At 71.2% G+C, this 19,159-nt stretch carries 20 protein-coding genes; 4 read left to right on the top strand and 16 right to left on the bottom strand.

The window, feature by feature from the left end; translation table 11 throughout:
* Positions 1-18: 18 nt before the first annotated feature.
* The 5 genes from SLINC_RS13380 to SLINC_RS13360 form a co-directional block, all read right to left on the bottom strand.
* The gene (locus tag SLINC_RS13380) at positions 19-1,032 is read right to left on the bottom strand and encodes an SDR family oxidoreductase (RefSeq protein ID WP_182449161.1); all 1,014 of its coding nucleotides are present in this window, start codon (positions 1,030-1,032) and stop codon (positions 19-21) included.
* Between the two features lie 91 nt (positions 1,033-1,123).
* Positions 1,124-1,675 (bottom strand): winged helix-turn-helix domain-containing protein, encoded by a 552-nt coding sequence (locus SLINC_RS13375; protein WP_067431345.1) that lies wholly within the window; start codon positions 1,673-1,675, stop codon positions 1,124-1,126.
* 353 nt (positions 1,676-2,028) lie between these two features.
* Positions 2,029-3,057, bottom strand: coding sequence for a glutamine synthetase (gene glnII / locus SLINC_RS13370; RefSeq protein ID WP_067431342.1), 1,029 nt, complete (start codon positions 3,055-3,057; stop codon positions 2,029-2,031).
* Between the two features lie 330 nt (positions 3,058-3,387).
* Entirely contained in the window at positions 3,388-4,041 is a 654-nt protein-coding gene (locus SLINC_RS13365) for an RlpA-like double-psi beta-barrel domain-containing protein (protein ID WP_067431338.1), read from the bottom strand.
* A 115-nt stretch (positions 4,042-4,156) separates the two neighbouring features.
* Positions 4,157-4,519 (bottom strand): arsenate reductase family protein, encoded by a 363-nt coding sequence (locus tag SLINC_RS13360; RefSeq protein WP_067431335.1) that lies wholly within the window; start codon positions 4,517-4,519, stop codon positions 4,157-4,159.
* A 164-nt stretch (positions 4,520-4,683) separates the two neighbouring features.
* On the opposite strand from SLINC_RS13360, the gene SLINC_RS13355 reads away from it, so the two are divergent.
* Positions 4,684-4,998: a hypothetical protein gene (locus SLINC_RS13355; RefSeq protein WP_067431332.1), complete on the top strand. Its 315-nt coding sequence runs from the start codon at positions 4,684-4,686 to the stop codon at positions 4,996-4,998.
* Between the two features lie 45 nt (positions 4,999-5,043).
* Here SLINC_RS13355 and SLINC_RS13350 read toward each other — a convergent pair whose 3' ends face one another.
* Together SLINC_RS13350 and SLINC_RS13345 are read right to left on the bottom strand one after the other, a co-directional pair.
* Positions 5,044-6,228 (bottom strand): winged helix DNA-binding domain-containing protein, encoded by a 1,185-nt coding sequence (locus tag SLINC_RS13350; RefSeq protein WP_067445288.1) that lies wholly within the window; start codon positions 6,226-6,228, stop codon positions 5,044-5,046.
* 150 nt (positions 6,229-6,378) lie between these two features.
* Positions 6,379-8,016 (bottom strand): alpha/beta fold hydrolase, encoded by a 1,638-nt coding sequence (locus tag SLINC_RS13345; protein ID WP_067431329.1) that lies wholly within the window; start codon positions 8,014-8,016, stop codon positions 6,379-6,381.
* A 254-nt stretch (positions 8,017-8,270) separates the two neighbouring features.
* Between SLINC_RS13345 and SLINC_RS13340 the strand changes: the two genes are divergently transcribed.
* The gene (locus SLINC_RS13340) at positions 8,271-8,582 is read left to right on the top strand and encodes a hypothetical protein (RefSeq protein ID WP_067431326.1); all 312 of its coding nucleotides are present in this window, start codon (positions 8,271-8,273) and stop codon (positions 8,580-8,582) included.
* Positions 8,583-8,619: 37 nt separating this feature from the next.
* On the opposite strand, the gene pspAB is transcribed toward SLINC_RS13340, so the two are convergent.
* The 4 genes from pspAB to glnA form a co-directional block, all read right to left on the bottom strand.
* On the bottom strand, positions 8,620-9,204 hold the full coding sequence (pspAB, locus tag SLINC_RS13335; RefSeq protein ID WP_067431323.1) for a PspA-associated protein PspAB: 585 nt from the start codon (positions 9,202-9,204) through the stop codon (positions 8,620-8,622).
* Between the two features lie 2 nt (positions 9,205-9,206).
* Positions 9,207-10,127 (bottom strand): zinc metalloprotease HtpX, encoded by a 921-nt coding sequence (gene htpX, locus SLINC_RS13330; protein WP_079164515.1) that lies wholly within the window; start codon positions 10,125-10,127, stop codon positions 9,207-9,209.
* Between the two features lie 98 nt (positions 10,128-10,225).
* Positions 10,226-10,483, bottom strand: coding sequence for an SCO2583/SCO2584 N-terminal domain-containing protein (locus SLINC_RS13325; protein ID WP_067431318.1), 258 nt, complete (start codon positions 10,481-10,483; stop codon positions 10,226-10,228).
* 147 nt (positions 10,484-10,630) lie between these two features.
* Positions 10,631-12,040 carry a type I glutamate--ammonia ligase gene (glnA, locus tag SLINC_RS13320; protein WP_067431315.1) on the bottom strand — a complete coding sequence of 470 codons (1,410 nt, stop codon included), beginning with the start codon at positions 12,038-12,040 and terminating at the stop codon, positions 10,631-10,633.
* 200 nt (positions 12,041-12,240) lie between these two features.
* On the opposite strand from glnA, the gene SLINC_RS13315 reads away from it, so the two are divergent.
* Complete coding sequence (locus SLINC_RS13315; RefSeq protein WP_067431312.1) at positions 12,241-12,708, top strand: RDD family protein; 468 nt, start codon at positions 12,241-12,243, stop codon at positions 12,706-12,708.
* Between the two features lie 145 nt (positions 12,709-12,853).
* Here SLINC_RS13315 and SLINC_RS13310 read toward each other — a convergent pair whose 3' ends face one another.
* The 4 genes from SLINC_RS13310 to lipB form a co-directional block, all read right to left on the bottom strand.
* Positions 12,854-13,555: a DUF4191 domain-containing protein gene (locus SLINC_RS13310; RefSeq protein WP_067431309.1), complete on the bottom strand. Its 702-nt coding sequence runs from the start codon at positions 13,553-13,555 to the stop codon at positions 12,854-12,856.
* Positions 13,556-13,623: 68 nt separating this feature from the next.
* On the bottom strand, positions 13,624-13,824 hold the full coding sequence (locus SLINC_RS13305; protein ID WP_067431306.1) for an SCO2195 family GlnR-regulated protein: 201 nt from the start codon (positions 13,822-13,824) through the stop codon (positions 13,624-13,626).
* Between the two features lie 257 nt (positions 13,825-14,081).
* Positions 14,082-15,047 (bottom strand): lipoyl synthase, encoded by a 966-nt coding sequence (lipA, locus tag SLINC_RS13300; RefSeq protein WP_067431303.1) that lies wholly within the window; start codon positions 15,045-15,047, stop codon positions 14,082-14,084.
* 105 nt (positions 15,048-15,152) lie between these two features.
* Complete coding sequence (lipB, locus tag SLINC_RS13295) at positions 15,153-15,950, bottom strand: lipoyl(octanoyl) transferase LipB (protein ID WP_067431300.1); 798 nt, start codon at positions 15,948-15,950, stop codon at positions 15,153-15,155.
* A 254-nt stretch (positions 15,951-16,204) separates the two neighbouring features.
* On the opposite strand from lipB, the gene SLINC_RS13290 reads away from it, so the two are divergent.
* Positions 16,205-17,638, top strand: coding sequence for a regulator (locus tag SLINC_RS13290; RefSeq protein ID WP_067431298.1), 1,434 nt, complete (start codon positions 16,205-16,207; stop codon positions 17,636-17,638).
* A 107-nt stretch (positions 17,639-17,745) separates the two neighbouring features.
* Here SLINC_RS13290 and SLINC_RS13285 read toward each other — a convergent pair whose 3' ends face one another.
* Entirely contained in the window at positions 17,746-19,110 is a 1,365-nt protein-coding gene (locus SLINC_RS13285) for an NAD(P)/FAD-dependent oxidoreductase (protein ID WP_067431296.1), read from the bottom strand.
* Positions 19,111-19,159 lie beyond the last annotated feature (49 nt).

Below are 19,159 nucleotides of genomic sequence, written 5' to 3'. Positions count from 1 at the left end.
TCCGTAGCCGCTCCGGGCTCAGCGCACGCTCCGGCTGTTCGCGAGGACTTTCGCCTCCAGCTCCGGGTCGAGGCCCACGGGGGGACGGTCCGGGCGGTGGGGGGCCGTTCCGCCGATGCTTTGGAGCCAGGTCCAGGTGTCGGTGACGGTCTGCTCGACCGGGCGGCAGTGCAGGCCGGTCGCCAGGGCCCGGGAGACGTCGGCGGCGTGCATCGCCCCATGGGCCTCGCTGTCCGGTGGCAGCCACACCGGCAGGTGCAGCCACGGCTCGATGCCCGCGTCGAGGATGACGTCCGGGTCGGTCCAGCGCAGCTCGGCGGTCGAGCCGGTGACCTGCGCGCAGGCGTCGAGCAGGGTGCCCATGGTGGCGTGCCCCTGGGGACCGACCAGGTTGTACGGCCCGCTCGACCCGCGCTCCACGCCGTCGAGGATCCACTCCGCGAGGTCACGGACGTCGATGTACTGGAGGGCGAGGTCCCGTGGCCCGGGGGCGAGCACCGGGCCCCCGCGGGCGACCCGGGTCAGCCACCACGGCAGCCGGCCCACGTTCTCGTAGGGGCCGAGGATCAGCCCGGCCCGTACGAGCAGGGAACGGTCCGCGCCGAACGCCTCGACGGCGGCCAGCTCCCCGCCCCGCTTGTCCCGGGCGTAGTCGGTCTGCCCGGCGTCGGCCGCGGCGCCCTCCACCACCGGCGCGTCCTCGTCGGCGCCGGCGGCCCGGGGCCAGGTGTACACCGAGGAACTCGACACGTACGCATAGCGCCCGGCGCGGTCCCGCAGCAGCCGCGCCGAGTCCCGCACCACGTGCGGTGCCGCCGACCAGGTGTCGACGACCGCGTCCCAGTCGCCCTCGGCCCCGCCCAGCGCGGCGAGCCCGTCCGGCGCGGTGCGGTCACCGTGCAATGACCGCACCCCGGCCGTGGGCGCGTGCCGCCCACGATGGAAGACGGTCACGTCCCAGCCGCGCCCGAGGGCCGCCTCGGCGACGGCCCGTCCCACGAACTCGGTCCCACCCAGCAGGAGAAGTCTCATACCGGTGACTGTGCCCGCCACGGCCGCGGAACGGAACTGCGCTCTGCCCTCAGCAGAGGCCCGGCACCGTGCGTCCCGGACCCGCCGGGGATCAACGCCCCGTCGGCGGCGCGTACTTGTAGCCGACCCGGCGGATCGTACGGATCGTGTCGCGGTGCTCGGCACCCAGCTTGCGGCGCAGCCGGGCGATGTGGACGTCGACGGTACGGCCGTCGCCCACGTGCCCGTACCCCCACACCGTGGTGACCAGCTGGTCGCGGGTGTGCACCCGGTGCGGGTGGGTCACGAGATGGGCGAGCAGCTCGAACTCCAGGTAGGTGAGGTCGAGTTCGCGCCCGTCCACGACGGCGGTGCGCCGCACGGTGTCGACGCGGACGAGGGGATCGCCCGCGGTGTCACCGGTGGCCGGTACGACCGGTGCCCGCTGGTCGGCCGGGACGAGCACCAGGTAGCCGATCATCGGCGGCTGCCCCGGCAGGGTGGGCAGCGTGTGCTGCGGCGCGGGCAGCCAGGTGGCGCCCGGCGGCAGGAAGTCCGGGACCTCGATCCCCTCGTCGGGACCGACGGCACGCAGCCGCTGCCGGCCGGGCAGAGGGGTGGGGGCGGGAGCAGGGGCGGAGGACAGGGAACGGGTGGTCGCCATGAGAGGTCAGCTCTTTCGCGCGAGAGGTTCGTCGGAAGGGACGTACGCCGTTGCGCGCGGGCCGAAGGCCGGGTGGATGTACGGCTTTAGAGGGCCGGCGCGTTCTTCGCGCGACAACACACCCGGTCGAAGTCGTGATGCTGACGGGAAGGCCAGAAGGGCTCCAGGTCATGGCGACCCGTAGCGAGGTACTTCCGGAAGCTGGCCATGGGCCCATTGAAGCAGATACCCGCCGCCTTCCGGGAGCCTGCTCTCACTGCTTGGACGTCACTGCTCGTACGCGTCTTCACTATGACAACGCGAAGAGGCGCCCACCGTGGCCGGTGGGCGCCTCTCGGAGAGCTACGGGCGGATCAGACCTGGCCGGCCTTCTCCAGCGCGGAGCAGCACGTGTCGACGAGCAGACGCGTCACGACGTACGGGTCGACGTTGGCGTTCGGACGGCGGTCCTCGATGTAACCCTTGCCGTCCTTCTCGACCTGCCACGGGATACGGACCGAGGCGCCACGGTTGGAGACACCGTAGGAGTACTCGTTCCACGGGGCGGTCTCGTGCAGACCGGTCAGGCGGTCGTCGATGCCGGCGCCGTAGTGCTTGACGTGGTCGAGCGGCTTGGAGCCCTCACCGAGCGACTCGGCGGCGGTGATGATCGCCTCGTACGTCTCGCGCATCGCCTTGGTGGAGAAGTTGGTGTGCGCGCCCGCGCCGTTCCAGTCGCCCTTGACCGGCTTGGGGTCCAGGGTGGCGGAGACGCCGAAGTCCTCGGCGGTGCGGTAGAGCAGCCAGCGGGCCACCCACAGGTGGTCGGAGACCTCCAGCGGGGAGACCGGGCCGACCTGGAACTCCCACTGGCCGGGCATGACCTCGGCGTTGATGCCGGAGATCGCCAGGCCCGCCTTGAGGCAGTTGTCCAGGTGCGCCTCGACGACGTCACGTCCGAAGATCTCGTCCGCGCCGACGCCGCAGTAGTAGCCGCCCTGCGGGGCCGGGAAGCCGCCCTTGGGGAAGCCGAGCGGGTAGCCGTCCTTGAAGAAGGTGTACTCCTGCTCGATGCCGAAGATCGGCTCCTGAGCGGCGAACTTCTCGGCGACCTCGACGAGCGCGGCACGGGTGTTGGTCTCGTGCGGCGTCATGTCGATGTTGTAGACCTCGCACAGGACGAGGATGTCGTCGCCGCCGCGGATCGGGTCCGGGCAGGAGAAGACCGGCTTGAGTACACAGTCCGAGGCGTGGCCCTCGGCCTGGTTCGTGGAGGACCCGTCGAAGCCCCAGATCGCGAGCTCGGCGCCCTTCGCGTCGTCCGCAAGAATCTTCGTCTTGGAACGCAGCTTGGCCGTCGGCTCGGTGCCGTCGATCCAGATGTACTCAGCCTTGAAGCTCACGGGCCACATCCTTAGGGGGTGGGTCTAGGCGCACTTGCGGGTGCTGCGGCGCTGCGGCACTGGGGCGCCGCTCTGGTTGCTCGCGAGCCTGTCAACAGGCGATTTCCCGATCATTGCTCGCATGTGAACCCCGTGTTACCTGGTCGTCGTGTGGTGCGACTCACGGTGTGAGGGGAGCCAGGGGGAGGCACACGCCCCCGATCTCGACCCCGACCTGGGCCCGACCGAACGTACCGGTCCTGCCGTTCGTGGCCGCGAACGGCAGGACCGATGACACGTACAGGACGGCGGAGCGGGCCGCCGCCTCAGCGGGTTCCTACGCCGATGGCCTCACCCCACCTTCTCGATCACGGCCCGGCGGATCAGGAACTTGCCGGGCTCACGGACCTGTTCGAAGGCCGCGTCGTTCAGCAGGACACAGCTGCCGGAGACCGAGGTGACCTCCACCGTCGTGGACTTGTCGTTGTCCAGGTTGGTGACCTTCAGCCTCGTGCCGGCCGGGAACTGGTTGCTGGACGCGGCCGGGGCGCCGGCCTCACCGGACAGGGTGACGGTCGAGCCGTCGCACACCTGCTCGCCGGTGACGGCGTCGTCGGCGCCCGGGGCGGTGCCTCCCGTGGGGGGAGTCTCGGGGGCGGAGGCGGCCTGGGAGGGCTGCGCGGCGGGGGAGTCCTGAGCCGACTCCCCGACCACACACCCGGAGGCCTCCTGCTGCACCTCGATCTGCGCGACGACCGCTTGGCGGTTGGCGATCCGGGCCGCCGACTGCGCGTCCGGAGCGGCCTGTTGGTCCGCGATGAACCGCTGGTTGTTGCCGAGCGCGGTGGCGAGCCCCTGACAGACGCTCGACTCCGCGGCCGTCTTCGGGGCCTGCGCGGCGTTCGACGTGGCCGCCATGGCGAAGGCGCCGCCTCCCGCCACCGCCGCGGCACTCGCCAGCAGGGCGAGTTTCTTCTTCGTACCGAGTCTTCTCCTACGTGACATGCGCGGCTCCTGAGAGAAGGGGGGAGCGGACGCCGGTACGTACGAGATACCGAACGAGGTTACTCAGTGGTTACAGGAGTCAGGTGACGTAACCTGCGTCACATTTGGGGCCGGGTCAGTGGCGTGACAGTGCGTCCCGTACGGCCTCGTCGGTGCGGGCCACCACCGCCGTTCCGTCGTCCGCCGTGATGATGGGGCGCTGGATCAGCTTGGGGTGTTCGGCGAGGGCCTTGATCCAGCGGTCGCGCGAGGTGTCGTCGCGGGCCCACTCCTTGAGCCCGAGCTCCTTGGCGGCCGCCTCCTGGGTGCGGGTGATGTCCCAGGGTTCGAGGCCGAGGCGGGCGAGGACGGCCCGGATCTCGTCCTCGGTCGGCACGTCCTCCAGGTAGCGGCGGACGGTGTAGTCGGCGCCCTCGGCGTCGAGCAGGGTGAGCGCGCCACGGCACTTCGAGCAGGCCGGATTGATCCAGATCTCCATGCCGCCACGGTACGCGAAAACCCGTTCTGCACCTGCGTCACAGGGACCCCGAAAGCCCTTGTGGCCAGGGCCTTTTGTCAGTGCCGGGCAGTAGAATAGAAGCAGTGTTCGAGGGTGTCGCCGGGAAGTCCGAACGGCGCCCTGTCCGCGACAGGAGGATGCCTGTGCCCGCTGCCGCTCTGAAGCCGAAGCCGCTGCCGACCCAGTCCACCGCGAAGCGCCCCGTGCTGCTCGACCTGCCCTACGCACCCGTCGAGAAGCGCGCCCTGCCGCCCGGGCGTCCGCGCGAGTGGTACGTCACCCACAACCGTCGCCTCAAGGCCATGCGCCTCGCCATCGCTCTGCTCGACTCGGGCGTCTACGTCCCCAACCAGGCCCGCAACGAGACGATCCGCGACACGGCGGAGACGATCGGCGTCCACCCGCCGTCGGACACGACGTGCCACATGGTGCGGGCGCTGATGCGTTACAGCCGGTGAGGCCGGCGCCGGGCCCCCGGATTCCCGGGGTGCCCGGCCCTTCGTTCACCGCGCCAACTCCTTCTCCAACGGCGTCCGGAACCTGGGCGTCACCCGGGTCGCCCCCAGCCACCCCCGGAGTCGCCCGGCCTCCGCCGCGATCGCCGCTTCCGCGTCCCGGCCCACGCCCTGCGTGTCCAGGAGGCGCCACACGACCTCGCCGTCGGGGCGCTGGGCCCACGCGCCGATCACACGGCCGTTCCACCACACCGTCGGCCCCACGTTCCCGCTGCCGTCGAACAGGGCGGGGCGCAGCTCGGGGGCCAGATACCAGTCCCGTTGCCGCCAGCCCATGGCCGTCGGGTCGAGGCCGGGCAGAAGCGCGGCCCAGGGCTCAGCGGGGCCGGCCACCGGGCCGAGGTCGCCGTCGACGACGTACCCCGGGCCCTCGTCCAGCGTGACCGGCCGTGCGCCGATCGCCGCGAGGGCCCGGCGGACGTCGGTCACCCGCCAGCCCGTCCACCACTTGAGGTCGTCCTCCGTGGCCGGACCGCAGGCGGTGAGCCAGCGGCGCAGCAGGGCCGACTGCGCCTCGGCCGGGTCGAGTTCGGGATGGGCGGGGGCGACGGCCCAGCGGAACTGGCTGGAGGTCCAGGAGCCGAGCGGCCGCCCGCGCACCACCTTGCCCTCCACTCCCAGCACCTTCAGCAGCCGGGTCGAGACGGTGTGGAGCCCTTCGTAGCTCTTCCCTGCCGCGTACACGAACTGCTCCCGCAACCGCGGCTCGTCCGCGGCGAGTTCGGCCGCCGTCGCCTGGCCCCGCAGGGCCAGCGCGGCCAGCGCCGACTCCTCGACCTCCTTCAGCCAGGCCGCGTCCGGCGCCCCGGCCGTGGCCATGTGCTTGAGCAGCGCGGCCCGTTCCCTGGCGGCGACCGCGAGACCGGTCGAGGCGTGCACGACGGCGGTGAGATCCGTCGGGAACACGAAGACCGTGTGCCGCATGCCGTGCATCCGGACCAGCGCACGGTCCTCGTACAGTGCCCGCCCGGTCTCCGCCACGGTCCGCGCCGGGTCCGCGAGCCGGGCCCCGACGGCCAGATAGACCGTCGCCGGATCCGTGCCGTGCAGGGCGACCAGGGAGCCGGCCACCTCCTCGGGACCCCCCGCCCGCGCCGCCCCCGCCAGCCGATGCCGCGACGCGAGCCGCGCCCGCCGCTCCGCCACACCGATGTACCGCTCCGCGTCACCCACACCGGCCTCCGCCGCCACCCGTCCCGTCGTGCTCCGTGAGGGCATCCTCGCCGATGCCACTGACAGTCGTAGGGCGGCGCTAGGGCGGTGGTACGTCAGCGGTGGGCGGCGGTGCGACCGCAAGCCGACAAGGCCAGTCCCCCGTCACCCTCATCCGTACCGCTCGGCCAACCCCGCCACATACGCCTCCAGCCGCCCGCCCAGCACCTCGGAAGTGAGATCCGTCCGCCCCAGGGCACGCCACGGACCGGCCAGTTTCGCCGCGTCGGGGGAGTAGGCGAGGGCGTCGAGCAGCCGCCAGTACAGGTGGTCCGGCCCGGTGGCCAGGGGCCGTCCGCCGGCGGCCTCGTACCGCTCGCGGAAGCCGAGCCCGTGTGCCGGGCCGTGCAGCAGTGCCAGCGCCGTCGAACAGTGGGCCACGTCGAGGTCGGCCGGTCCCCACGACGTCTCCACCCAGTCGACGACACCGCTGATGCGCAGTTCGTCGCCCGCCCCGGTGAACAGGACGTTCCCGGGGTGGAAGTCCCGGTGCAGGAAACACCCTTCGTACGGCGGAGGGTCCCGGCGGATCACGTCCACGGCCCGCTCCCACAGCGGTCCGCCCGGTGTGCGCACCCGTGCCGCGGAGGTCCACGCCTGGTAGGCGCGCGGCCGTTCGTCGGGGACGACGTCGTGGATCCGGACGAGCTGGGCCGCCAGCAGGTCCAGGCGCCGTTCGAGATCCTCCTCGTCGACCCGGACCCGCCCAGGCAGCAGGGACATCAACAGCGAGGGGTGGTCGCAGAGTTCGGCCGTGGCGTCGACGGCGACCGGCTCGGGCACCGGGACGCCGTCCCGCCCGGCGAGCAGCCTCAGTACCGACGCCTCGCGGGCCAGCAGGCCGGGCGCGTGCCGTCGGAAGAACGGTCTCACGAAGGTCCGCAGCACCAGAGCGGTGCCGTCGTCGAGGGCGAGCCGGCGCATCTGCGAGCTCCAGCCGCCCGAGAGCAGACTCGTGCCGGTGACCGTGCGGCCCTCGGGAAGCTGCTTGCCCACCCAGGCCCGGGTCGCCGTCCACCCCTGGTCACCGAGGCCGGTCAGCACCGCGTCCACCACTCCCCGCCGATCACCCGCATGATCGCGCAGCCACACCCCCAAGCCGTGGTCGGCGTCCGGGAGTTCGAAGCGGGTGTACTGGGCTCGTGCCGTCAGGGCGTCCTGGACGGCCTCGGTCACGGTGGACGGGATGACCGTGTCGCTGCCCGGGACGACCAGTACCGAGCGTCCCTCGTACGTCCGCAGGGCATCGAGCGCCGGGGCCGTGCGCCAGCTGTCCGGGGTGCGGATGATCTCGCTGAACCGGCCCTGTCCCGTGCCGAACGGCACGTCCCATGCCTCGCTCGCGTACACCGCCGGTGCGCACAGGCCGAGTGCTACCACGCGATCGTCGTAGTGCCGGACCAGGTCGGCCACCGTATGGCCGCTCATGCTGAAGCCGACCAGCACCAGGGGGCCGTCGGCCGGGACGTGCGCGTCGATCACGGCGACCGCCTGTTCGAAGCGGCGGCGCAGGCTCGACTCCCGCAGGGCGCCGGTGCTGTCGCCGTGGCCGGAGAAGTCGAAGGCGAGGGCGTGGCAGCCGCGGTTCACGAACTCGGCCAGCAGGGGGAACAGTCGGTCCTTGCCGCTGGTGCCCGCTCCGTGCAGGAGAACGGCGGTGACCGCTCCCGGGCCGGCGCCGCCGTCGCCGCGGACGCCACTGAGGCGTTCATCGTCGTGTGTGTGAGTGAAAGCGGTGAGTTCGCTCATCTCCCCATTCACGCATGCCACTTGCCGCCCGCGCCGATATGACCGGGCCGCCCGGAAAATCGGATGCACCCACAGTGACCGTCTCCCTACGCTGGACGCGCGTTACGGAGTCGTCCACCACCGCTTTCCGCAGGACAGGCATCACCTCGCGGACTCGGGGCTACTCTCTACGCACCGACGGACGGGCGCCTTCCCCCAGCGCTCCGTCACCACATCACGCATCGCTCGGACACCCACGCTCACGGAGGCCCGTGATGGGCACCATCGTCATATCAGGGACCGTCGTCCTGGTCGTCCTCGGATTCCAGAACCCCGTCTGGTGGCTCGCCGCCGTCGCCGTGCTCTTCCTGTACATGCAGTACGGGCACAGCCCCTCCTCGACCTCGTCGAGGGGAGCCTCCTCGGGAGGAGCCCCGGGGGGCGGCTCGGGAGGAGGTTCGGGACTCATGCCCGGCAGCTACCGCGCGTACCGCGACCGTCGGGACAAGCAGGCCAGGTGGGAGCGCCGTTACCGCCGCGAGCGTCCCCTGGAGTCCCGCAGGCAGGCGCGCGAGAAGGGCAAGTGAGGCGGCGGCGAGGCGCCCCGGGATCCGCCGGTCCCGGTCAGAGACCGGGGGCGCCCCACACCGGGAACCAGCGGTTCAGATCCTCCTCGACCCGCAGGTCGCCGGCGAGGGCGGCCCTGACCCGCAGTTCGAGGGCGTTGTCGCGCCGCTGCCCCGCGCCGGGCTGCGGCGCGAAGGGGTAGAACGTGCCCCGCTTGTAGAGGTAGACCAGCGCCAGGGACCGGCCCTCGGGATCCTCGAACCCGGCGAGCGAGCACAGCAGTTGCGGCCCGAAGCCGTTGACCTCCATGGAGCTGTTGACCGCGTGCAGGTCGTTCACCAGGAGCGGCAGCTGGTCGGGGCCGCGCTGGGAGACCAGCCAGGAGTAGCCGTACTCGTCACGGCTCAGCTCCACCGGCGGGCCGTCGCGCTCGGTGTCCGCGTCGAGCAGGGCCTGCACCTCGCGATGCGTCTGCTCGAAGGCGGCGCCCTCCACCGTGGCGAAGCACACCGCGCCCCGCCCGGTCGGCGTGAAGGAGGCCGCCGCCTCCAGGGTCACCGCGGCCGACGGCAGGGCGAAGAGCCGGTCGAGATCGGGTACGACCGGCTTGGTACGGCCGAGCAGGATGTCCAGCAGTCCCATCCTCAGCCGGACCTCCCCGGACTCGCCGGCTCACCCAGTTCGGTGGAGATCTGCCCCAGCTGCTCCAGCCGCTGCTCCAGGGACGGGTGGGTCGAGAAGAACCGCTCGATGCCGGGCTCCTTGCCGGTCGCCGGAGTGAAGTAGAAGGCGTTGAAGGCCTGGGCGGTGCGCAGATCCTTGGTCGGGATCCTGGCGATGTCCCCGGAGACCTTGGTGAGCGCGGAGGCCAGAGCCGAGGGCCGCCCGGTGAGGTGCGCCGCGGCCCGGTCCGCCGCCAGCTCCCGGTACCGGGACAGCGCCCGGATCAACAGGAAGCTGATCGCGTACACGGCCGCCGACACCCCCATCACCGCGGCGAACAGGACGGCGGTGTTCTGGTCCCTCCGCCCCCCGCCGAACACCTGGCTGTAGAACGCGAACCGCACGATCAGCCCCGCGATCACACCGAGGAACGACGCGATCGTGATCACGGCGACGTCCTTGTGCGCCACATGCGACAACTCGTGCGCCAGCACACCCTCCAGCTCGGCCGGCTCCAGCCGCCGCAGCAGCCCCGTGGTCACACACACCACGGCGTTGTCGGGATTCCGCCCGGTCGCGAAGGCATTGGGCATGTCCATGTTCGACACGGCGACCACGGGCTTGGGCATGTCCGCGAGCGCACACAACCGGTCCACCACGGCATGCAGCTCGGGATACTCCTCCCGCTCCACCACCCGCCCCCGCATCGCGAACATCGCGATCCGGTCGGAGAACCAGTACTGCGCCCCGAGCACCCCCGCCACCACCACGACGACGAGCACCCACGATTTCATCAGAACGACCAGCGCCCCCACGAAGACCACATACAGCAGCCCCAGCAGAAACATCGTGACCGCCATCCGCACGGCCAACCGCCGATCACCCTCGAAGCGACTCCGCATCACGCCTCACCCCGCAAGCCAGGCACTCGCCCCACGGCCCAGTGTGCCTCCGCCCCCTTCATGAGGAGCCCCCGATCACCCCCAGGGCGGGCAAAGGCTCAGTAGGGCGCCCGGAAGTTCGCGTACCCCAGCAGCAGGATGATCGCCGCCACGGAGCCGAGTACGACGGCCGTCGATATCCAGGAGGAGCGGCGGGGTGTTGTCGGGCCGGGGGCCGCGCGGAAGGGCTGGGGGCCGGGTGGGTTGTCCTTCCAGCGGGCGGCGAGCATGCGGGCTCGGGCGGAGGGTTCCTTGTGGTGGGCGTTGTCGGCCCACTTGAGGTCGAACTCCCGCTCTGTGTCGTCCTGTTCGGGCATCCCCGTTACCCCCGTCGGGTCTCGTGCGTCCTGTGGAAGAGCCAATATTCGAACAGTAGCGCCGGAGACCCTACGACGGCGCCCCCGCCCTGGGAAATCCAGGACGGGGGCGCCGGACGGCTCACGCGTGGTGGACGCGCGGGTCGATCACACGTCGAAGTAGAGCTCGAACTCGTGCGGGTGCGGACGCAGCTGGAGCGGCGCGATCTCGTTCGTGCGCTTGAAGTCGATCCACGTCTCGATCAGGTCCGGCGTGAAGACGTCGCCCTGGAGGAGGAACTCGTGGTCGGCCTCGAGGCGGTCGAGAACGGCCGGGAGGGAGGTCGGGACCTGCGCGACGCTCGCGTGCTCCTCGGGAGCCAGCTCGTAGAGGTCCTTGTCGATCGGCTCGGCCGGCTCGATCTTGTTCTTGATGCCGTCCAGGCCCGCCAGGAGCAGGGCCGAGAAGGCGAGGTACGGGTTGCCGGAGGAGTCGGGCGCGCGGAACTCGACGCGCTTGGCCTTCGGGTTGGAGCCCGTGATCGGGATACGCATGGCCGCGGAGCGGTTGCGCTGCGAGTACACCAGGTTGATCGGCGCCTCGAAGCCCGGGACCAGACGGTGGTAGGAGTTCACCGTCGGGTTGGTGAAGGCCAGCAGCGACGGAGCGTGCTTGAGGATGCCGCCGATGTAGTAGCGGGCCATGTCCGACAGGCCCGCGTAGCCGGCCTCGTCGTAGAAGAGCGGGGAGCCGCCGGACCACAGCGACTGGTGCACGTGCATGCCCGAGCCGTTGTCACCGAAGATCGGCTTCGGCATGAAGGTCGCGGTCTTGCCGTTCTTCCACGCCACGTTCTTCACGATGTACTTGAAGAGCTGGAGGTCGTCGGCCGCGGCGAGCAGCGTGTTGAACTTGTAGTTGATCTCGGCCTGGCCGGCGGTGCCCACCTCGTGGTGCTGGCGCTCGACCTGGAGGCCGGAGGCGGCGAGCTGGAGGGAGATCTCGGCGCGCAGGTCGGCGAAGTGGTCGACCGGCGGGGTCGGGAAGTAGCCACCCTTGTAGCGGACCTTGTAGCCGCGGTTGTTCTCCACCGCACCGGTGTTCCAGGCGCCGGCCTCGGAGTCGATGTGGTAGAAGCTCTCGTTCGCCGAGGTGGCGAAACGGACGCTGTCGAAGACGTAGAACTCCGCCTCGGGACCGAAGTACGCGGTGTCCGCGATACCGGTCGACGCGAGGTAGGCCTCGGCCTTCTTGGCCACGTTGCGCGGGTCACGGCTGTACTGCTCGCCCGTGATCGGGTCGTGGATGAAGAAGTTGATGTTGACCGTCTTGTCGCGGCGGAAGGGGTCGACCCGGGCGGTCGAGAGGTCCGCGCGCAGCGCCATGTCGGACTCGTGGATGGCCTGGAACCCACGGATCGACGAGCCGTCGAACGCGAGCTCCTCGTCCGGGTCGAACGCCTCGACGGGCAACGTGAAGTGCTGCATGACGCCCGGCAGGTCGCAGAATCGGACGTCGACGAACTTGACGTCCTCGTCCGCGATGAACTTCTTGGCCTCGTCGGCGTTCTGGAACATCCAGCTCCTCCTACTCCCGGCCGTTCCCGTGCCGGGGTGGTAGTTCGTTCGTGCGGCCAGTGCGGTGGCACACGCTGTCGTCGACCCTAGGGACGGGTGGTTTCTCGGGCGTGACCCATTTGTTTCGCACAAGTTAACCGGACATCGTTCGCCCTACCCCACCTGTCCGTATCCCGAAACGGTCGCAGTACGGTGGACGCGTGGACAAGAGGGAAGCAATCGGATCGTGGCTCTCGGGCCCCCGCGCGGCCGCCGAGAACGCGGGTGTGGACTTCGGATACCGGGGCGAGCAGCTCGGTCTGCCGGAGGACGGGCCCGGCTCGATCGCCCGCCCGGGGCGGCGCCTGGGCGCGCTGGCCGTGGACTGGGCGATGTGCGTCCTGATTGCATCCCAGCTGATCACGCAGAGCTATCAGCAGTCCACCTCGAACTGGGCCCTGCTGCTCTTCTTCGTGATGGGCGCCCTCACGGTCGGCACCGTCGGCTTCACTCCGGGCAAGCGCCTCTTCGGCCTGCGGATCGTCGCCCTGGACACGGGCCGCGTCAATCCCCTGCGCTCCCTCCTGCGGACCGCCCTGCTCTGCGTCGCCATCCCCGCCCTCATCTGGGACCGCGACGGCCGGGGCCTGCACGACCGCCTGGCCAGGACCGTCGAGGTGCGCATCTGACCGACGGCATCCTGGCCGCCCCGAAACCCGGCGTGGGCGTCGGCGCGTCGGCCACGGCCCGGTACCGCGCATGCGAGCCCCGCGACCGTACGACGATGGGGGCGCCCGGAGTGATCCGGGCGCCCCCATCGTCGTAGAAGGAAGGTCAGCGGGCCTTCGGTCCGCCCTTCGGGAGTTTCATGCCCTTGGGCATCGGGCCCTTGGGCAGGGGCATGTTGCTCATGAGGTCGCCCATGGCACGCAGCCGGTCGTTGGTCGCGGTGACCTGGGGACCGGAGAGCACGCGCGGAAGCTTGAGCATCGAGGTGCGCAGCTTCTTCAGCTCCACCTGGCCCTCGCCCGTGCCCACGATCAGATCGTGCACCGGGACGTCCGCGACGATGCGGTTCATCTTCTTCTTCTCGGCGGCCAGCAGGCTCTTGACCCGGTTCGGGTTGCCCTCGGCGACCAGGACGATGCCGGCCTTGCCGACGGCCCGGTGCACCACGTCCTGGCTGCGGTTCATCGCCACCGCGGGGGTCGTCGTCCAGCCGCGGCCCACGTTGTCCAGTACGGCCGCCGCCGCTCCCGGCTGGCCCTCCATCTGCCCGAAGGCGGCTCGCTCGGCCCGGCGCCCGAACACGATCGCCGACGCGAGGAAGGCGAGCAGGAGGCCCAGGATGCCGAGATATACGGGGTGACCGATCAAGAAACCGATCGCGAGGAAGACACCGAAGGTGACGATTCCGACAGCCGCGAGTACAAGACCGATCTTCTTGTCGGCCCTGCGAGTCATCTTGTAGGTCAGAGCGATCTGCTTGAGTCGCCCGGGATTCGCAGCGTCCGCTGCCGTGTCCTTCCTCGCCATGCCCCGAAGTCTACGTGCCCCCGGAAGCGCCGACGACGGCAGTGCCATGGGGAGGGCGGACGGGCACGTCAGGGACGGACGGTGAAGGTCTGGTCCAGGACCTGCTGGACCTCGACGCGGTCCTTGGCACGGCGCCGGTCCTCCAGCACGGACGTCCAGGCGTTGCGACGGGCGGTGCGCTGGCCGCTGCTCAGCAGCAGCGACTCGACGGCACGGAGTGCATCGGTGAACGACGGGATGGCGGTGGCGCGTACGGGCGCGGCCTGCATGATGGAGGTCCCCCCTCGGGAATGGTGGCCTTGGTGAAGGGTGCACGGGCTGTACAACCAGGGTCACTGATTGGTGTTACCAGGGCATGACCGGCCGGTCAAACGCCAATGAAGCCTGGACATGCAGCCCTAAAACACCGACGCGGCCCTGATGGTGCCCCCAGCTGCGGGGACGCCCAGGACCGCGTCAATCGGCCACTACCAAGCGGTAGTTGCTTGTGCGCAGATTCACACGCGCACAGTGGCACTCCGTGCCATCAGACGGCCTGCGAGGCGATGTAGGAACCCCGCTTCTCTACGGCCATCTGGTACAGCCGTCCCGCCCGGTACGAGGAGCGGACGAGCGGGCCGGACATCACGCCGGAGAAGCCGATCTGCTCGGCCTCCTCCTTCAGTTCCACGAACTCGTGGGGCTTGACCCAGCGCTCCACGGGGTGGTGCCGCACGGAGGGCCGCAGGTACTGCGTGATGGTCACGAGCTCGCAGCCGGCGTCGTGCAGCTGCCGCAGCGCCTCGCTGACCTCCTCGCGGGTCTCGCCCATGCCGAGGATGAGGTTCGACTTGGTGACCAGGCCGTAGTCGCGGGCCTCGGTGATGACCTTCAGCGAGCGCTCGTAGCGGAAGCCGGGACGGATGCGCTTGAAGATCCGCGGGACGGTCTCGACGTTGTGCGCGAAGACCTCGGGGCGGGAGGCGAAGACCTCCGCCAGGAGCTCCGGTACGGCGTTGAAGTCCGGGGCGAGCAGCTCGACCTTGGTGCGGCCGGCCTCGCGGGAGGCCGTCTGCTCGTGGATCTGGCGCACGGTCTCGGCGTACAGCCAGGCGCCGCCGTCGGCGAGGTCGTCGCGGGCGACACCGGTGATGGTGGCGTAGTTGAGGTCCATGGTGACCACGGACTCGCCCACGCGGCGCGGCTCGTCGCGGTCGAGGGCCTCGGGCTTGCCGGTGTCGATCTGGCAGAAGTCGCAGCGCCGGGTGCACTGGTCGCCGCCGATGAGGAAGGTCGCCTCGCGGTCCTCCCAGCACTCGTAGATGTTCGGGCAGCCGGCTTCCTGGCAGACCGTGTGCAGGCCCTCGCTCTTCACGAGCTTCTGCATGGCCGTGTACTCGGGACCCATTTTCGCCCGGGTCTTGATCCACTCGGGCTTGCGCTCGATGGGGGTCTGGGCGTTCCTGACCTCCAGGCGCAGCATCTTGCGTCCGTCCGGTGAGACTGCGGACACGTCGGCTCCCTGTGCTTCGATTCGTCGGCGTACACCAGGGTACGCCCGTGCTTACTGAGCCCTGCCGTCAGGCCAACCCCATGACTTCCGGGCTGATTCCCGCCGTCAGGCGGTCGCCCTCTCGATCTCCCGCGGCTTCGGCTCGGCGTTCTCCAGTACGTCCCTCAGGTGCCGCTCGACGACCGGCAGCGCCTCGGCGATGGTGACGTCCCGGCCGAGCTCGGCCGCCAGGGAGGCGACGCCGGCGTCCCGGATCCCGCACGGGATGATCTTGTCGAACCACTTGTTGTCCGGGTTCACGTTCAGTGCGAAGCCGTGCATCGTCACGCCCTTGGCCACCCGGATCCCGATGGCGCCGATCTTGCGGTCCTCGCGGCGCTGGCCGGCGTTGGACGGGGCGTACTCCGGGCCGTTCAGGCGCGGGTCGAACTCCTCGTCGGTCAGCCGGGGGTCGAAGTCCAGGGACAGTCCGCCGAGCGCCGGGCGCTGCTCCACCGGATCGCCGAGGACCCATACGCCACTGCGTCCCTCGACCCGGGTGGTCTCCAGACCGAACTCCGCGCAGGCGCGGATGAGGGCCTCCTCCAGGCGCCGTACGTGGGCGACGACGTCCACCGGACGCGGGAGCTTCTGGATCGGGTAGCCGACCAGCTGGCCGGGTCCGTGCCAGGTGATCTTGCCGCCGCGGTCCACGTCGATGACGGGGGTGCCGTCGAGCGGTCGCTCGTTGTCCGCCGTGCGCCGGCCCGCCGTATACACGGCGGGGTGTTCGAGCAGCAGCACGGTGTCGGGGACCTCGTCGGCGAACCGCGCCGCGTGCACCCGGCGCTGCTCGTCCCACGCCTCCTGGTACTCGACGGCGTCCGGACCGAACCCCATGCGGACGAACCGCAACCCACTCACGGCAAGCGCCTCCCTCGAAGGTCGTAAGGCACGAAAGGTGCCTACGCCACTGTACGACCGGCCGTCGCGCGTCAGCCGTGCGGCCAATCCTCACACGATCGGATGAAGGAACGTGGAAGTGTGCGATCACCTGCTCACTCTCCGCTACATTCGCGCCGTTCACAGAGGCCATAAGGGCTGCTCACAGGCAATCCGGGCACCGTGCGGCCGATGAGGCCGGGCGATGGCCCGAAAGGCAGGAGACCGCACCGCAGATGACGGAACGACCCGCGCAGCGCACCCCCAACCGCCAGCTCGCCGCGCTCATCGCAGAAGCGGGGTTCTCCAACGCGGGTCTCGCCCGTCGCGTGGACCAGCTCGGTCTCGAACACGGCCTGGACCTGAGATACGACAAGACCTCCGTGACCCGGTGGCTGCGCGGGCAGCAGCCCCGCGGCACCACCCCCGCCCTGATCGCCGAGGTCTTCACCCGGCGGCTGGGGCGCCGCCTGACCGCCCAGGACCTCGGCCTCGACGCCTGCGCCCCGGTCTACGCGGGTCTCGAGTTCGCCGCCACCCCGGAAGAGGCCGTCGACATCATCGGCGGGCTGTGGCGCAAGGACTCCGGCAGCCACGCCGAGCTGCGGAAGATCGCCTTCACCCCGGCCGGGCTCGTCGTGCCCAGCCGCGACTGGCTGATCGGCCGCCCCGACGACAAGGTGGCCCGCGGCGAACCGCCCCTCCGCGTCCCCGCCCAGGGCCGCCCGGCGGTGCCCCGCCAGCGCGGCGCCGAACGCGGGCCCGGCCAGAAGGTCACCGGCGGTGACATCGCCGCGCTCCGTTCGGTCGGCGACCTGTTCCGCACCCTCGACGACATGTACGGCGGCGGTCACGCCCGACAGGCCCTGGTGCGCTATCTGGAGCACGAGTGCGAGCCGATGCTGCGCGGCGTCTACGGCGAGCAGACCGGCCGCCGCCTGTTCGCCGCCGCGGCGGACCTGACCCGGCTCGCGGGCTGGACGTCGTACGACATCGCCGCGCACGGTCTCGCGCAGCGGTACTTCGTCCAGGCGCTGCGGCTGGCGCAGGCGGCCGGGGACCGGGCGTACGGCTCGTACACGCTGGTGACGATGAGCAGGCAGGCCGTGTATCTCGGGCACGGGCGGGAGGCCGTCCAGCTCGCCCGGGTGGCCCAGCAGGGGGTGGGCACCAGCGCCGCGCCGGTCGTACAGGCCCTGCTCCACGCGTCCGAGGCGCGCGGGCACGGGGTGCTGGGGGAGGTGCGGGCCTGTACGGCGTCCCTCGTGCGGGCCGAGCGCGCCCTGGAGGCGGCCCGGCCCGGGGACGAGGTGCCGCACTGGGCGCGGTTCTTCGACGAGGCGCAGCTCGCGGACGAGTTCGGGCACGCGCATCGCGATCTTCAGCAGTTCCGGGCGGCGGCGCAGCACGCGGAGCGGTCGCTTCAGTTGCGGGCGCCCGCGTATGCGCGCAGCCGGCTGTTCTGCCGGGTTGTCCTCGCCTCTGCCCGGTTGGGGTTGGGGGAGCTTGATCAGGCCTGTGCGTTGGCTGCGGAGGCGGCGGGGGCGGCGGCGGAGATGCGGTCCGTGCGGGCGGTGGAGTATGTGCGGGACTTCGAGCGGCGGTTGGAGCCGTACAAGGATGCTGCGCCGGTTCGTGGTTATCGGGACAAGGTGGCGGCGTTGGGGTAGGGGGTGCGGGGTAGGGGTTGCGGGGTTGCGCCCTAGCTCCGACGGTGGTCTGCCGGATGCGGGTTCGTTGTGGCTGGTCGCGCAGTTCCCCGCGCCCCTTAGGTTGGTCAAGCCGCCCTTGGGATGCTGCGAGGTGGGTCCGCCAGGTGCATCGAGCCCGTTGCTCCCAGGTCCCGCAGGACGGCCGAGGCGGCCCGGTGGGCTGAGTGGAGGGCTCCCTGGACCGTGCTGGTGTCGCGGTGGTCGCCGCAGACGTAGAGGCCGGCCATGAGGCGGACCGGCCGGCGGAGGTCGTGCGGGGGGCGCATGGCGGGGACGGCCTCGGGGGTGTAGTGGACCGCCAGCGTCTCCCAGCGGCGCGTGGAGGTGCCGTAGAGGCGGGACAGGTGCGTGCGGACGGCGGTGTCGAGGTCGGCCGGGGGGCGGCCGAGCACGGTGGAGGAGACCAGGGACCGGCCCGCGGGCGCGCGGGTCGGGTCCACCTCGCTCACGACCGCCGTGTGGGCGACCGGCCCGCCCCGGTCCGCGTCGAGCAGCAGGGACGCGCCCGTGCCCGGCACCTCGTCGGTCGTGTGGTGGACGACGGTCACGGGGTGGAAGTCCGGCACCCTGAGCCCGGGCAGCAGGTCCGCGGCGGTGCGCGCGTCGGTCGCCAGGAGCACCGCCCGGCACCGGATCTCGCCGTGCTCGGCCGTGGCCACCGAGGTCGTGGAGACGGACGTGACCCGGACACCGGTGTGCAGCGTGCCCGGCGGCAGCGTCCGCGCGAGCAGCTCCGGCAGCACCTCGGCACCGCCCTCGGGCACACACAGCCGCCCGCGCGCGAAGGCGTGCAGCGCGAGATCCGCGCACCGGCTGGACGTCGTCAGCTCCGGGTCGCACAGCAGCGCGGCGAGCAGCGGACGCAGGAAACCGTCGATCGTGCGGGCGGGCACTCCCCGGGCCGCGAGGGCCTGTCCGGCGGGCAGTTCGGGCCGGGCCAGCAGCCGCTCGACGGGCGTGCCCGCGATCCGGGTGAGCGCGGTGCCGAGCCGGGCCTGGTCGACGGCGGTACCGAGCGGCGCGGTTCCCCGGGGAACGGACCGGACGGCCCCGGCCGCGGACCTGGGGGCGCTCGCCAAGGCGCGCACCGCATGGAGTGCGCCCCGTGCGCCCCCCGCGTTGGCCGGAGCGCCCGCGCGGTGCCGGCGCCCGTCGCTGTGGAGCAGCACGCCCGGCGTGAACGGGCGCAGCACCAGGGCGTCGAGACCGGGTGTCAGCCGCAGTTCGGGGTACGCGGTGGACAGCAGCTGTCCGACGCGGTCGAGCCGGAAGCCGTCGACCTTCTCGGTCGCCATCCGGCCGCCCGCACAGGGGGCGGCCTCCAGCACCGCGGTCGTCACTCCTGCGCTGTTCAGCCGATGCGCGGCGGAGAGTCCGGCGATCCCGGCTCCCACGATCACGACGTCCGCCTGGTACGTGGGCTCAAGCACGTGCCCCTCCTCGACGTTGCGCGGCCGGTGGAGACGTCATGCCCCCAAC

This window comes from Streptomyces lincolnensis (genome assembly GCF_001685355.1).
Lineage (GTDB): Bacteria > Actinomycetota > Actinomycetes > Streptomycetales > Streptomycetaceae > Streptomyces > Streptomyces lincolnensis.
The sequence above is the reverse complement of the archived record's forward strand: the minus strand, read 5'-3'. Positions and strand labels throughout refer to the sequence as shown.

Coding starts and splice junctions, on each gene's coding strand:
- SLINC_RS13380 (WP_182449161.1), bottom strand. CDS start 1,032: ATGAGACTTCTCCTGCTGGGTGGGACCGAGTTCGTGGGACGGGCCGTC.
- SLINC_RS13375 (WP_067431345.1), bottom strand. CDS start 1,675: ATGGCGACCACCCGTTCCCTGTCCTCCGCCCCTGCTCCCGCCCCCACC.
- SLINC_RS13365 (WP_067431338.1), bottom strand. CDS start 4,041: ATGTCACGTAGGAGAAGACTCGGTACGAAGAAGAAACTCGCCCTGCTG.
- SLINC_RS13360 (WP_067431335.1), bottom strand. CDS start 4,519: ATGGAGATCTGGATCAATCCGGCCTGCTCGAAGTGCCGTGGCGCGCTC.
- SLINC_RS13345 (WP_067431329.1), bottom strand. CDS start 8,016: ATGAGCGAACTCACCGCTTTCACTCACACACACGACGATGAACGCCTC.
- SLINC_RS13340 (WP_067431326.1), top strand. CDS start 8,271: ATGGGCACCATCGTCATATCAGGGACCGTCGTCCTGGTCGTCCTCGGA.
- pspAB (WP_067431323.1), bottom strand. CDS start 9,204: ATGGGACTGCTGGACATCCTGCTCGGCCGTACCAAGCCGGTCGTACCC.
- htpX (WP_079164515.1), bottom strand. CDS start 10,127: ATGCGGAGTCGCTTCGAGGGTGATCGGCGGTTGGCCGTGCGGATGGCG.
- SLINC_RS13325 (WP_067431318.1), bottom strand. CDS start 10,483: ATGCCCGAACAGGACGACACAGAGCGGGAGTTCGACCTCAAGTGGGCC.
- glnA (WP_067431315.1), bottom strand. CDS start 12,040: ATGTTCCAGAACGCCGACGAGGCCAAGAAGTTCATCGCGGACGAGGAC.
- SLINC_RS13310 (WP_067431309.1), bottom strand. CDS start 13,555: ATGGCGAGGAAGGACACGGCAGCGGACGCTGCGAATCCCGGGCGACTC.
- SLINC_RS13305 (WP_067431306.1), bottom strand. CDS start 13,824: ATGCAGGCCGCGCCCGTACGCGCCACCGCCATCCCGTCGTTCACCGAT.
- SLINC_RS13290 (WP_067431298.1), top strand. CDS start 16,205: ATGACGGAACGACCCGCGCAGCGCACCCCCAACCGCCAGCTCGCCGCG.